The 13033-nt window shown below is 62.5% G+C and carries 10 protein-coding genes and 1 pseudogene; 4 read left to right on the top strand and 7 right to left on the bottom strand.

All coding sequences use genetic code 11. From position 1 onward, the window contains the following. Positions 1 to 8: 8 nt before the first annotated feature. On the bottom strand, positions 9 to 896 hold the full coding sequence (locus AC1D2R_RS15850; RefSeq protein ID WP_477968227.1) for an SDR family oxidoreductase: 888 nt from the start codon (positions 894 to 896) through the stop codon (positions 9 to 11). 120 nt (positions 897 to 1016) lie between these two features. On the opposite strand from AC1D2R_RS15850, the gene AC1D2R_RS15845 reads away from it, so the two are divergent. Next, positions 1017 to 1436 (top strand): winged helix-turn-helix transcriptional regulator, encoded by a 420-nt coding sequence (locus tag AC1D2R_RS15845; RefSeq protein WP_477968226.1) that lies wholly within the window; start codon positions 1017 to 1019, stop codon positions 1434 to 1436. A 31-nt stretch (positions 1437 to 1467) separates the two neighbouring features. On the opposite strand, the gene AC1D2R_RS15840 is transcribed toward AC1D2R_RS15845, so the two are convergent. The 4 genes from AC1D2R_RS15840 to AC1D2R_RS15825 form a co-directional block, all read right to left on the bottom strand. Further along, positions 1468 to 2676, bottom strand: a complete 1209-nt coding sequence (locus tag AC1D2R_RS15840; protein ID WP_477968225.1) for an MFS transporter — start codon at positions 2674 to 2676, stop codon at positions 1468 to 1470. A gap of 76 nt (positions 2677 to 2752) precedes the next feature. Continuing rightward, on the bottom strand, positions 2753 to 3370 hold the full coding sequence (locus AC1D2R_RS15835; protein ID WP_477968224.1) for a TetR/AcrR family transcriptional regulator: 618 nt from the start codon (positions 3368 to 3370) through the stop codon (positions 2753 to 2755). Between the two features lie 60 nt (positions 3371 to 3430). Further along, positions 3431 to 4348, bottom strand: coding sequence for a bifunctional helix-turn-helix transcriptional regulator/GNAT family N-acetyltransferase (locus AC1D2R_RS15830; protein ID WP_477968223.1), 918 nt, complete (start codon positions 4346 to 4348; stop codon positions 3431 to 3433). 68 nt (positions 4349 to 4416) lie between these two features. Further along, positions 4417 to 5136 (bottom strand): aspartate/glutamate racemase family protein, encoded by a 720-nt coding sequence (locus AC1D2R_RS15825; RefSeq protein ID WP_477968222.1) that lies wholly within the window; start codon positions 5134 to 5136, stop codon positions 4417 to 4419. 156 nt (positions 5137 to 5292) lie between these two features. On the opposite strand from AC1D2R_RS15825, the gene AC1D2R_RS15820 reads away from it, so the two are divergent. Continuing rightward, positions 5293 to 5757: an Lrp/AsnC family transcriptional regulator gene (locus AC1D2R_RS15820; RefSeq protein WP_477968221.1), complete on the top strand. Its 465-nt coding sequence runs from the start codon at positions 5293 to 5295 to the stop codon at positions 5755 to 5757. A gap of 300 nt (positions 5758 to 6057) precedes the next feature. On the opposite strand, the gene AC1D2R_RS15815 is transcribed toward AC1D2R_RS15820, so the two are convergent. Further along, positions 6058 to 8619: a GcvT family protein gene (locus tag AC1D2R_RS15815; protein ID WP_477968220.1), complete on the bottom strand. Its 2562-nt coding sequence runs from the start codon at positions 8617 to 8619 to the stop codon at positions 6058 to 6060. A gap of 494 nt (positions 8620 to 9113) precedes the next feature. Beyond that, entirely contained in the window at positions 9114 to 10355 is a 1242-nt protein-coding gene (locus tag AC1D2R_RS15810) for a flavin monoamine oxidase family protein (protein WP_477968219.1), read from the bottom strand. 239 nt (positions 10356 to 10594) lie between these two features. On the opposite strand from AC1D2R_RS15810, the pseudogene AC1D2R_RS15805 reads away from it, so the two are divergent. Further along, positions 10595 to 11339: pseudogene (locus AC1D2R_RS15805) on the top strand (LysR family transcriptional regulator). 411 nt (positions 11340 to 11750) lie between these two features. Then, positions 11751 to 13016: an NAD(P)/FAD-dependent oxidoreductase gene (locus tag AC1D2R_RS15800; protein ID WP_477968218.1), complete on the top strand. Its 1266-nt coding sequence runs from the start codon at positions 11751 to 11753 to the stop codon at positions 13014 to 13016. Positions 13017 to 13033 lie beyond the last annotated feature (17 nt).

Below are 13033 nucleotides of genomic sequence, written 5' to 3'. Positions count from 1 at the left end.
GTGCGACGTCAGGCGGTGAGTGCCGCCTTGTGCGCCACGAAGAAGTCCTTCAGGTTTTCCTGCTGCCTGCCGGTGAGCTTCGTGTAGTCGCCGGTCACCAGGTCGAAATTGCCGGCGCGGATGTTGGCGTCGGCTGAGACCAGCATGTCGGCCACGAAGTCCGGCAGGCCGGCGCCACGCAGACCCTTTCCCAGTTGTTCGTCGGTCACCTTCACGGCGGCAAGCGGTTTGCCGACAGCGTCCGCTATTGTGGCGGCGATCTGGTCTGCGGTCAGCGATTCACGTCCGGTCAGCGTGTAGGTCGCGCTTTCGCTCGTGCCCGACGCAAGAGCGGCGGCGATCGCCAAGGCGCAGTCTTCGCGGGAGATGTTGGCCACCTTGCCGTTGTCCGATGCGGTATACCAGTTGCCGGCCTGCAGATTGTGCGGCATTGCGTGCAGGTAGTTGTCCATGTACCAGGCGTTGCGAAGGATCGTGTAGGGCAGTCCGCTTGCCTTGATCGCGTTTTCAGTGCCGAGATGGTCCGGTGCGAAGGTGACAAGCGACTTGTCCGGCGACGGCATCGACGTGTAAGCGAGATGTTTCACGCCGGCCTTGATTGCGGCTTCGATGGCAGCCTTGTGCTGCTTGAGGCGCTGGCCGGGAACGGCGAGCGCGTCGGTGCTGATGATCAGAAGGCGATCGACCCCCTCGAATGCGGTTGCCAGCGTCGCGGCGTCGTCGAAGTCGGCCTTGCGGGTTTTGACACCCCTGGCGGCCAGGCCGGCGAGCTTGTCGGGGTCGCGTGTGGCCGCGATCAGGTCGGCCGCTTCAACCTTGTAGGTTTCGAGCAGGTGATGAAGGACGCGCTGGCCGAGCTGGCCGGCCGCGCCGGTGATGAGAATCGTGTCGCTCATGTCTTTGCCTTTGGGTTCAACTACTGGTCTCAAAAAGAGACTAGCACTAAAATAGGAATTGACGAGGTGCTGTAAAGGAGGCAGTTTTTAGGCTGTACGTTACCAAAAGGGAACCAAGGCATGAGCGGCGCCGTCGTCAACCTGAAGAGCAAGACTGCACCGGGTGTCCGGCGCGAGGTCGATCTCAGCAGTCTCGATTTCAACAATTGCCCGGTTCGGGACATGATGCAGCAGATCGGCGGCAAGTGGGCGACGCTGATGCTCGAGGCGCTGTCGAAGCGACCCTATCGCTTCGGTGAATTGCGGCGAATGATCCCGGATATTTCACAACGCATGCTGACGCAGACCTTGCGGGATCTGCAGCGCGACGGCTATGTCGAGCGCGAGGTGTTTCCGACAAAGCCGCCGAGCGTCGAGTACCGAATGACGGAACTCGGGCGCTCGCTTTATAATACGCTGGCTTTGCTGCTGAACTGGGCGGAGGCGAACCATGATGCCGTTCGCGCCGCCCGTGTTCGGTTCGATTCAACGCAGAGCTGAGGGCAGAGCTGAGGGCAGAGCTGAGGCTTGATCAGCTGCGCCGGCTTTCCGTCAGGAACAGCAGGAAGGCGAAGGCGGGGAAGCAGAGGCCGATCCAGGCCGTCATCGCCCAGCCGCCCGTCGCAAATGCCCAGCCGCCGATCGCCGAGCCAACGGCGCCGCCGGCGAAGAACGTCGCCATGTAGAGGCCGTTGAGGCGGCTGCGGTGTTCGGCGCTGATGGCGTAAATGGCACGCTGGCCGACGACAAGATTGGTCGTTACGCCGAAATCGAGAAGAATCGCAGCGGCGGTCAGCAAGAGCAAGGCAAGCATCGAGCCGTCTGCTGCAAAATGGCCGATGAGGAATGCCGCCATTCCGAGCAGCATCGCAAGCGCAGAGGCAATTCTCGTCAAGCCCCGGTCGGCAAGACGCCCGGCGATCGGTGAGGCGATGGCACCGGCCGCGCCCGCCAGCGCGAAGAGTGCGATACCGTTCTGCGTCAGCCCGAATTCAGGACCTGCCAGCAATAGCGGCGTGGTCGTCCAGAACAGGCTGAAGGCGCCGAACATGCCTGCCTGGTATAGCGCGCGGCGTTGCAGTACGCGCGAATGCAGCGCTAGATGCGCCATCGACGCCAGCAGCTCGCCGTAGCTCAACTTCGTGTGGGGGACGCGAACCGGCAGATTGGCGCGCAGGACAAGGACCAGCACGATCATGATTGCGGCGGTCACGAAATACACCACGTGCCATGAGGTGGCTTGTGCGAGGAAGCTGGCGAAGGGGCGTGCGAGCATGATGCCGCAGAGCAGGCCGCTCATGACATTGCCGACAACCCGTCCGCGTGTGGCGTCCGGTGCCATGTTGGCGGCAAAGGGAACGAGCACCTGCACAGCGACGGATGACAGGCCGATGCAGAGCGAGGCGGCCAGAAACATCATGGGCGTCGATGACAGGGCCGCACCGACCAGGGCGACAGCGGAGGTGGCGATCAACGTCAGCACGAGCTTGCGGTTTTCGAGCAGATCGCCGAGGGGCACGATCAGCAACAAGCCGAGACCATAGCCGATCTGCGTCAACGTCACGATGAGGCCGGTCGCTGCCGGACTGAAGCCCAACGATGTGCTGATCGGCCCGGCGAGCGGTTGGCCATAGTAGAGATTGGCAGCCACAAGCCCGCAGGCAGCGGCGAAAAAGAATGTCATCAGGGGGGAAATCGACGGTGGGGCGACGGTTTCTCGCGTTGCGGCAGAGAGGCTCATGCTGGGCTCCGGTGGGACGATCGGATGATCATTGCAGTCTGCGGGAGCGGAAAGCCGCTTCCCGTAGGGATGAGGGTCAGTCGAGAAGCTTCATGGCTGCCTCGGCGACGGCGGCCATGTCCTGCGCCGTGCGTCCGGTCTTTCCGACGATGCGCATGCCCTTCGTCAGGCAGAGCAGCGCCCGGGCTGTCGTCTCCATGTCGATACCCATGGAAATCGAACCATCGCTTTTTCCGAGGTGAAGGAGATCGAGGATGAGCGTCTCGTTGGCGTGGAAGGCCGCTGCCACGCGCTCGGCGGCTTCCGCGTCGAGGATCGCCAGTTCGTTGGCGCTGCCGACGACGAGGCAGCCGCGCCTGCCGGACTCGCCGCAAGACGAAATGGCATAGGATGTCAGGACTGCGCGGATCTTTTCGCGGCCTGTCCCGGCCTTTGCCAGTCGCGCGTCAAGCAGACTGCGACGAACCGCGCGGTAGCGATCGAAGGCTGCGAGGAAGATGCCGCGCTTGTCCTTGAAGGCCTTGTAGACACTCCCGGATGCAAGCTCCATGGCGTCGGTCAGGTCGCTGATGGAGGCGGCGTGATAGCCGCGTTCGGAGAAGACGCGCAGTGCCTTGTCGAGCGCTGCGTCCATATCAAACTCCCGCGGTCGTCCGCGCGTCTTTGACTTTTCATCTGCTGTCGCTGAGATCATGACGACCTAATTAGGAAATGATCGTTTCCAAATCAAGCGAAACCTTTGCGATGCGCAGGATCAGAGGTCGAGCACCCAGGTCTGGCCGTTCTCCTCTGGTCCGAACATGCGGTGTTTCTCCTGCGAGACCAGGCGGAATCCTGCCTTGACGTAAATGCCTCGGGCCGCATGCAGGATGTCGTTGGTCCAAAGTGATATCTGGCGATACCTTTTGGCCTTGGCAAAGCGGATGCATTCTTCCACAAGCGTCCTGCCCAGCCCAAGCCCGCGGGCGGCCTTGTCGACGTAGAGAAGCCGCAGCTTGGCGACGCCGCCGCCGCCATTGGCGATCACGATCGAGCCGACGTTGATGCCGCCGCGCTCGGCGATCCAGCAATATTCCAGCTCGGGATCGAAGTTGTTGAGGAATTTGCCCGCGACGTCTGCAACCAGGCCCTCGAAGCGCATGTTCCAGCCGTATTCCTCGGTGTAGGCCTTTGCCTGGCTTTGCACGATCCATCCGAAGTCGCCGGGGCGATGGGCGCGGATGACAGCGGGCGCCGGCGTCGCGTTCGGATCCAGCAGTGTGCGGATCGTCGTCATGGCAGAGACGATGATTTGGGGCTCGCCAAGCGCGAGGCCATCAAACCGTTCGGCAATCTGCGCGCTGGAGCGCCTGCCAAGTTCCTGAAATTGCGTACGTCCCTTGTCGGTGACAGAAATGATCTGGCTGCGCAGGTCGGCGGGATCGGGCGTCGTCTCGATCAGAAGCTCCGCGCGGAAGCGCTTGAGGATGCGGCTGAGATAGGCCGGGTCGAGCTGAAGATCGCGCGCAAGCGTCACTGCGCTGATGCCGTCCTGCGAGCCGATCTCGAACAGAACGCGTGCATCGGTCAGAGTGAACGGCGTATCGAGGTAGGCCTTGTTCAGGACGCCCAGGATGTTCGTATAGAAGCGGTTGAAATCGCGAGTGGCCTCGACGAGCGCGGAATCGCACATGGACAAAATCTCCTTATGGGAGATTTTGTCCTGTAAATAGTTGACTGAGTCAACTAAATTCTGCCTGGTTATGCGGCGACGGTTTCCGACTTTTGCTCATCGCCGAGCGCGAAATCGACGGCGGCCCTTGCGTGGATCTCGGTCGTGTCGAAGCCGGGCAGGGGGAGACGGTTCGGATCGAGGATCAGGCAGATTTCCGTGCAGCCGAGGATGATGCTGTCGGCACCCTTTTCCCGTTCTCGCTCGATGATCTGCAGCAGCTTCTGGCGAGAGCCGTCGAGGACCTTGCCGGCGCATAGCTCGTTGAAGATGATGTCGTGGACCGTCGTGCGGTCTGCAGCGTCGGGCACCATGATCTCGACGCCAAGGCCCTTCATGCGGTCGGCATAAAAGCCGTGCTCCATGGTGTAGCGGGTCGCGAGAAGCAGCGGACGCTTGCGGCCGGCGCCCTTCAGCGCGGTTGCTGTTTCGTCGATGATATGGATGAGCGGGACGGAGATCCGCGCAGCGACCTGATCGGCGATCAGGTGCATCGTATTGGTGCAGATGAGAACGCTGTGTGCGCCAGCCATCTGTAGACGCAGCGCGACGTCGCCGAGGCGCGCTGCCGCACCCTCCCAATTGCCGGCCTTCTGCAGGGCGACGATGTCTTCGAAGTTGACGGAATGCATGACCAGTTCGGCCGAAGCGAGACCGCCGAGGCGTTCGCGTACCATCTCGTTGATCAGACGATAGTAGACCGAGGAGCTTTCAAAGCTCATGCCGCCGATCAAGCCGATTGTCTGCATTTCGTTGTACTCCCTCGTTGGATTTGATTTGGCAATGATGCATGGATTTTGACGCAAATAGTTCGCGTTGTTTGATAATGCTGCCGGAATTGCAGTGGATATTTGCATGTTTCTGAAAAAGCGTGCAAAAAATAGGCGTGGCCTATGGAGTATGCGATGCTGGATGAACGCGACAGACGAATCCTGGGATTTCTGCAGGAGGATGCCGGCATTTCGGTGACGGATCTCGCCGGACATGTGGCGCTCTCCGTTTCCGCCTGCTCTCGCCGCATTCAACGCCTCGAGGAGAGCGGCCACATCGCGCGGCGGATCGTCGTTCTCGACCGCGAGAAGATGGGCGTTCCGACGACCCTCTTCGCGTTGATCAAGACCGCGCACCATTCTGACGAGTGGATCGACAAGTTTCGCAGGGTCATTGCCGATATTCCGGAGATCGTGGAGGCTCACCGGCTGACGGGAAATCAGGACTATGTGCTCAAGATCGTGCTGCCCCGGGTCGAGCACTATGACGTCATCTACAAACAGATCGTGCGCAAGATCGAACTCTTCGAGGTATCCGCGTCGATCTCCATGGAGCTTTTGAAGGGCGGCAGTTCCATTCCGGTCGGTTACGCCGTCTGAGGCTCGTCGGTGATCCACAGTCTGGGCTGGAAGGCTTTGAAGAGCGATTCACGTCTGCTTCGCGACCGCCAGATGGCGCGGACCGACCCGTTTTTCCCGCCGGCGCACGCGGTGCCGCGGGTTGACGACCGAAGGGTGATCAGCGGCCTGGTCCAGGTCATCAAGCACGGCAACGGAAAGAAGCCCCAAAAGGAACAGCGGCCGCCGTCACGCTATCCTTAAAGCACGCATGCCCGCTTGGCATTGAAGCGGGCATGCGGTTGCGCGGGCGGCGTGCCCTTGGCGGTCAGAGAGATAAGATCAGGTCCGAGGCTTGAGGTTCTCGGGATCGTAGAGCGGCTTGTAGCCGACGCTCATCACTTCAACGGGATAGGTCTCCCCGAAATATTCGACCTTCAGCTTGCGACCCTGCTGGGCATGGGACCAGGGCAGGTAGGCGAGCGCGATATTCCTGCCGATCGTCGGGCCGAAGGCGATCGAGCTCGTGAACGAGCGGCGGCCGAGTTCGTCGACGAGCGTCTCGCCGGTTTCGGGATCCAAGACTGGCAGGATTCCGACCGGGTAGCGTGCCACGCCCTTGGAATCGAGGTTGTCTGTCATGACGAGTGTGCAGAGCATGGCAGGCTGGTGTTGGCGTGCGCGGTATTCCAGGTGCTTGGCCTTGCCGCAGAAATCGGCTTCCTTGACCTTCGGGCGGGCAAGATCGGCCTCGAGGAGATTGTATTCCGTGAGCAGATCGGCGTTCTGCAGGCGAAGGCTTTTCTCCATGCGGCGGCTGTTGGCGTAGGTTTCGACGCCGAAAGGCATCACGCCGGTGGCGCGCAGGGCGTCCCAGACGGCCAGCGCGTCGCCATAGGCCATGTGCAATTCCCATCCCTGCTCGCCGACATAGGAGATGCGGAAGGCAGTGACGGTCTTGCCGGCGATGCGGATCTGCTTGATCGCCGCGAAGGGGAAGTTCTCCAGCGACAGGCCATCGGCGTTCTCGACGACCTTCTGCAGAGAGGTGCGTGCATTCGGACCCCAGATGCCGATCGTGACGTACTTTTCCGTCACATCGGTAATAGTGACGTCAAAGCCCTTGTCCTGCGCGACACGCCTCATGTAGTTGAAGTCGCGCGGACCGGCATCGGCGCCGTCGATCAACCGGCAACGGTCGGCCATGCGGATGACGGTGAAGTCGGCGCGCACCATGCCCTCTTCGTCGAGGAAGTGGGTGTAGATCCCCTTGCCGATATTGGCGTCGCCGCCGACCTTGGCCGCGCAGAGCCATTCCAGCAGCTCGACATGGTCCGGACCCTCGATATCGTACATCGCGAAATGCGACAGGTTGACGATGCCGCAGTCCTCGCTCATGGCGAGATGTTCGGCATTGGAGACGCGCCAGAAATGGCGGTTGTCCCATTCGTTCTCTCGAACCGGCACGCGGTCGGCGTATTTCTCAAGCAGGTGTTCGTTGGCGGCATAGCCGTGCGCACGTTCCCAACCGCCGAGTTCCATGAAGTAGCCGCCGAGTTCCTTCTCGCGCTCGTAAAACGGCGAGCGGCGCACGTTGCGACCGGTCGCATAGGGCTCGCGCGGATGGACTGCCGGATTGTAGATCTTCTGCGCTGCCTCGGTGCAGCGGCCCTCGATGAAGCTCTCCTCCAGCATGTGGGGATAGAAGCGGGAATAGTCGATCTTGTTGTGATCGATCGGCGTGCGACCGTCCGTCATCCAGTCCGCGATCAGCTTGCCCATGCCCGGGCCGTCCTTCACCCAGATGGCGACGGCATACCAGAGACCCCGGACCTTCTGGCTTTCGCCCATCGAGGGTCCCCCGTCCGTTGTCACCTGCAGCAGACCGTTGAAGGAGTGGCTTTCGTTATAGCCCAGTTCGCCCAGGATCGGGGTCAGCTCCATGGCGCGCTCCAGCGGCTCGAGGATCTGTTCCATGTCCAGGTCGCGCTGAGAGGGCGAAAGTCGGGCTTCGTGTTTTTCGAGGAGGTCGCGCGGGTGGCAGAGGCGAGGGTTCTTCTCCTCGTAGTAGCCCCACTCGATCTGGCCGCCTTCGGCGGTCTTCGGATCGCCCGTGTCACGCATATAGGCGGAGTTGCCCTGGTCACGCATCAGTGGAAAGCCGATCTCCTTGCCCGTGCCGGCGAATTCGTCATAGGGGCCGAAGAATGTGAGCGGGTGGTCGACCGGCATGACAGGCAGGTCCTCGCCGGCCATTTCCGCGATCAGGCGGCCCCAAAGGCCGGCGCAGACTACGACGTAGTCGGCCTCGATCGTACCGCGGTGGGTCACCACGCCCTTGATGCGGCCGTCCTTGATGATCAGTGACTGGGCAGGCGTGTTGGCGAAGGACTTCAGCTTGCCGCTTTGCTCGCCAGCGTCGATCAGCTTGCCGGCAACGGTCTGCGACCGCGGAATGACGAGGCCGGCATCGGGATCCCACAGGCCACCCTGCACCATGCTTTCCTCGATCAGGGGGAACTTTTCCTTGATCTCCGCGGGCTCCATCAGGCGGGCACGCGTGCCGAAGGCTTTGCCAGAGGCGACCTTGCGCCTGATTTCCTCCATGCGGTCATCGTCGCCGACGCGGGCGACCTCGATGCCGCCGACGCGCGCATAGTGGCCCATCTTGTCATAGAAATCGATGGAATAGAGGGTCGTCCAGCAGGACAGGAAGTCGTGGCTGGTCGCATAGCAGAAGTCGGAAGCGTGTGCCGTCGAGCCGATGTCCGTCGGGATGCCCGATTTGTCGATGCCGACGATATCGTCCCAACCGCGCTCGATCAGATGATGAGCGATCGATGCGCCCACGATACCGCCAAGCCCGATGATTACGACCTTCGCCTTTTGAGGGAATATTGCCATTGCGTGCGACCCTGATTGAAACTGAAATCCGATTTTAGGATTTGCCGAGCTGCGACTAGAGCCTGTCTACGACATAATCATCCTACTGCACGACCAGAGCCGTTCAGTCCGCAGCCGAGGATACACCGAACCCTCGACGTTGATAGCGTGGCAGTGGACGCGATGGATGCAATCCGATCGCTCTGGGACGGAGCCAGGAGCGGCCTCGGCACGGCAACGGCGCGGCATCTCGCGAGGCGGGGCGCCAGGCTTAGGCTTGGGGCACGTCGCCTCGACCGGCTGCAGGCGCAATCCACTACGGCAGCGGCATTGTCGGTTCTGCACTCGTCGGCGCATTTGCCGACGGTACGCCGTGGCCGATGGGTTGGGTCATCGGGCTCGCCGGAATAGGGAGCCTGCTCTGCGCACGACTGCTTGCGCGGCCTCTCACGGGTTCGACGACACGCTGAGCAGGAACGACGGTGGAGAGTCCGGTCTGCGCACCGGCTCGCTGCCTAGCGAGCCGGTGCCAGCACCCCTATCGCTTCCTCCGCCGCGCGAACGCCGCTTTGGAAAGCGCCATGCGCCGTCGAGAAGTCGGACGTGTGCGTTGCCTCGCCCGCAAAGAAAAGCCGACCGTCAAGCGGACGGGCGAGCGCGAGGCGGGCATCCGCCTGGCCGGGAAGCGCATGGCTGTAGGCGCCGCCGATCGATGCGGTGCCAGCCCAATTCGACGCAATGAGCGGCTTCAGGTTGCGCCGGACCGCCGAACCGAACAGGTTGACGAGCTGGTCGATCGCACGCTCGAATCCGCCCTCAACGCCACCCTTCGCGACCGCCCGTGCGCCGGCTCCGCCGAAGAAGCATTCGATCACCGGCCAGCCGAATGGCCGGATGTAATAGGAGCCGGTCGAAGCATCGTTGAGGTTTCCCAGCACATGACTCTCTGGAGCAAAGGGGCTATCTCCGACGATCTGCAGAAACAGCTTTTCGTTGGAGCCGAGCGGCAGGCGCGCGGCGGCATCCCGCCAAGGATCGAGCGCCGAGGGCCAGGCGGTGCTGTTTCCAGCAAGGACGTTGCTCGAGACCGTGATGATGACAGCGCGTGCGCGAACCGTGCCGGCAGGTGTCCTCAACGCTACGCGTCGTTCATCGAGCGAAATCGAGTTCACCAGCGTGGAAAGGCGCAATTCACAATGGGCGGGCAGGCTCGCCGTGATCAGCGTGCCGTAGCCTGCCGGTACTCGCCAGTTGCAGTCTGTCGAGGCCGCGTCGTAGGCGCCATAGTCTTTGGCCGAAATACGCTCGAGCTCGTCGCCGCTGATGAAACTGCTCAATGCCTGGAGGTAGGCAAACCACGGCTCGCCGGGCTCCAGGGCGTCGGCGGCACTGTCGCTGGCGGGAGGGGTCCCGGCGATACGCTCGCTCCAGCGCTCAAATGCAAGCCGTGCCTTGTCCCGTTCCGCACGCGAGAAGCCGAGATCGCGGAACTGGGTGCCCCATGCGGTTTGTCCGCTTTCCACCGCGAAGCCTGCCTCTTCGGCAATGCGCGTCCAAGGATTGCGGTCGGCCGAGTGAAGCCAGCCACAACCGAGATCGAGTGGAACGCCTGCAGCTTGGCGCGTCCATGCACGGCCGCCGGCGCGCGGCAGAGCCTCAAGTACCAGCAAGGTCAGGCCACTGGCGGCCAGTCTCCGTGCCGCCCCAATTCCTGCCGCACCGGCGCCGACGATGACGATATCCGGTTCGAGGGTCATGGATCTATCGCGCCATCGTTCGAACGAGGCCCAGCGGCGAGCGTCGTCGGGCGCGACGGGATCGCAGGCCTATTCTTTGTATGCATCGCCAATCCTCAGTATGCCGGCCACCACAGCCTGCGGATTGGCGGCAACGGACAAGGTCCGACACGCAGTCTATCCGGCAAGACATTCTAACGGCAAGACATTCCGCCGAATAGCCGCTATGTCTTGCAAGCAGTTATATCGGGAGTTCATGAATGCAGCGCGAGGAACTGGTCGATCTCAATGCATTCCTTGCAGGCGCCGAGGACCGGAGCTTTATCCGGGCAGCAGCGAAGTTGGGGACCTCCCAATCGGCGCTGAGCCACACGATCCGGCTGCTGGAAACGAGGCTTGGCGTGCGCCTGCTGACCCGGACCACGAGGAGCCTCGCGCCGACCGAGGCCGGGGGAAGGCTGCTCGCCACCTTGAGGCCGGCGCTCGACAGTATCGGGGCGCAGCTGCCTCGCTTGGCGAATTGCGGGAGAGACCCGCCGGAACGATCCGCATGGGGGATGCGCTCGCGAAGGACATGATCGCGACGCGCATCAGCCCGACCTGCGGATGGCGGTGGTCGGTTCGCCCGCCTATTTCGAGACGCGGTCGGTTCCGATCACGCCGCAGGACCTCGCCGACCACCAGTGCATCAATCTGCGCCTGCTGAGCAACGGTGGCCTTTACGCCTGGGAACTCGAAAAGGACGGCCGCGAGCTGCGGGTGCGGGTCGAAGGGTAGCTCGCCTTCAACAACGTCCAGATGATCGTCCGTGCGGCCACCGCCTGGTTCGGGCTCGGCTTTGTCATGGAGGATCAGGTAAGGGCGCATCTCGCGGACGGACGCTTGGTTCGGGTGCTGGAGGATTGGTGCCCATCGTTTGCGGGTTATCACCTCTACTATCCCAGCCGTCGGCAGCCCTCGGCTGCTTTTGCGGGTCTGGTGGAGGCACTCCGGTATCGTGCATGAGGCTGCCGTCGCCACAGGATTGCTGTCATGTCCCTGGTCGGTGACGATGGTCCTGGCCGGCGGGAAAGTGTCCAGGACAGCACTCGCGTCCTTGTAGTGCTGTCCTGGCCTTCGTTGAGCGGGCATTAGATCGGTCGGCCCTGACTGTCGCAAACGATGTGCAGCTCCGAGCTTTGCGGCCAGTATTCCTTTGGGGCATACCGCTGATCACCCTTCGGTCGCCAACGCGCCGCACACTCGTGCGCCCAGGAAAAACGGTTCTTTCTCGCGCCATCTGGCGCCCACCAGAAACAAATCGCTCATCTCAAAACATATTCGTCTGTGCAGGCCAGCTATGATCAAACGGCTCTTGAAGGCGATGTGCGATCAATGAGATGGTCGCGACGAATGCCAGGACCGAAAGGGCAGATCATGAGCGACCATCATGTCGTCGTTGTTGGCGGCGGCTTCGGCGGCCTTCAACTGGTGAATGATCTAAAGGGAGCTGGCGTACGCATCACTCTGCTCGACCGGCGCAATCACCATCTCTTCCAGCCGCTTCTCTACCAGGTCGCCACAACCATTCTTTCGACGTCGGAGATCGCCTGGCCCATCCGTCAACTGTATAGTGATCGACCGGACGTTACGACGCTGCTCGGCGAGGTTTCAGGCGTGCGGACGGTCGCGAACGAGGTCGCGTTGCGCGACGGAACGACCTTGCGGTACGATACCCTTGTTCTCGCCACCGGTGCGACGCATGCCTATTTCGGCCGCGACGAGTGGGAGCCTGTCGCGCCCGGGCTGAAGACGCTCGAGGATGCAACCACGATCCGCCGGCGCCTGCTGCTTGCTTTCGAGCGCGCGGAGACCACGACCGATCCGGCTGTGCGCGATGCCCTTTTGACCTTCACCATCGTCGGCGCCGGACCGACCGGCGTCGAGCTTGCCGGCATCATAGCCGACCTCGCGCACAAGACGCTGCCGCCGGAGTTCCGCAACATCGACACCCGCAAAACGAAGGTGGTCCTCGTGGAGGCCGGGCCGCGCGTGCTTCTGGGCTTTGCACCGGAGCTGTCGGCCTATGCGCAGAACGTGCTCGAAGACCTGGGCGTGGAGGTCCGTCTCGGTCAGCCGGTCACGAACTGTTCGGCCGATGGCGTGCAGATCGGCGAGCAGTTCATTGCGAGCCGGACGATTGTCTGGGCGGCCGGCGTGCAGGCGTCGCCGGCGGCAAAATGGCTGGCGGTTGCCGCCGACCGTGCGGGGCGTGTCATTGTCGGGAAGGATCTGACGGCGCCCGGATTGCCCGAGATTTTCGTGATCGGCGATACGGCGTCGGTCGTGCAGGAAGACGGCGCGCCGGTGCCCGGCATTGCGCCCGCGGCGAAGCAGCAGGGCTCCTACGCAGCCAGGGTTATCCGGGCGCGCGTTGCGGGGAAGGCCCCGCCAGCGCCATTCCGCTACCGGCATCAGGGCAGTCTGGCGACGATCGGCCAGAGTGCGGCAATTGTCGACTTCGGCAGGATCAAACTGAAAGGTTGGCTTGCATGGTGGATATGGGGCATCGCCCACATCTACTTCCTGATCGGCACGCGCTCGCGGTTCGCCGTTGCCTGGAGCTGGCTGTGGATCTATCTCAGCGGCCAGCACAGTGCACGGCTGATCACGCAGAAGGAAACCATGCGGGAGGAGAGTTAGGCGGCTCCGGAGAGCCG

It is taken from the genome of Rhizobium sp. P1_C7 (genome assembly GCF_056406295.1).
This window is presented reverse-complemented; position numbering and strand designations above follow the sequence as displayed.

Bases quoted from the DNA above. Each gene is read 5' to 3' on its own strand.
- AC1D2R_RS15820 (WP_477968221.1), top strand. From the start codon at position 5,293: ATGCTGGATGAACGCGACAGACGAATCCTGGGATTTCTGCAGGAGGAT.
- AC1D2R_RS15840 (WP_477968225.1), bottom strand. From the start codon at position 2,676: ATGAGCCTCTCTGCCGCAACGCGAGAAACCGTCGCCCCACCGTCGATT.
- AC1D2R_RS15835 (WP_477968224.1), bottom strand. From the start codon at position 3,370: ATGATCTCAGCGACAGCAGATGAAAAGTCAAAGACGCGCGGACGACCG.
- AC1D2R_RS15825 (WP_477968222.1), bottom strand. From the start codon at position 5,136: ATGCAGACAATCGGCTTGATCGGCGGCATGAGCTTTGAAAGCTCCTCG.
- AC1D2R_RS15845 (WP_477968226.1), top strand. From the start codon at position 1,017: ATGAGCGGCGCCGTCGTCAACCTGAAGAGCAAGACTGCACCGGGTGTC.
- AC1D2R_RS15815 (WP_477968220.1), bottom strand. From the start codon at position 8,619: ATGGCAATATTCCCTCAAAAGGCGAAGGTCGTAATCATCGGGCTTGGC.
- AC1D2R_RS15850 (WP_477968227.1), bottom strand. From the start codon at position 896: ATGAGCGACACGATTCTCATCACCGGCGCGGCCGGCCAGCTCGGCCAG.
- AC1D2R_RS15800 (WP_477968218.1), top strand. From the start codon at position 11,751: ATGAGCGACCATCATGTCGTCGTTGTTGGCGGCGGCTTCGGCGGCCTT.
- AC1D2R_RS15810 (WP_477968219.1), bottom strand. From the start codon at position 10,355: ATGACCCTCGAACCGGATATCGTCATCGTCGGCGCCGGTGCGGCAGGA.
- AC1D2R_RS15830 (WP_477968223.1), bottom strand. From the start codon at position 4,348: ATGTGCGATTCCGCGCTCGTCGAGGCCACTCGCGATTTCAACCGCTTC.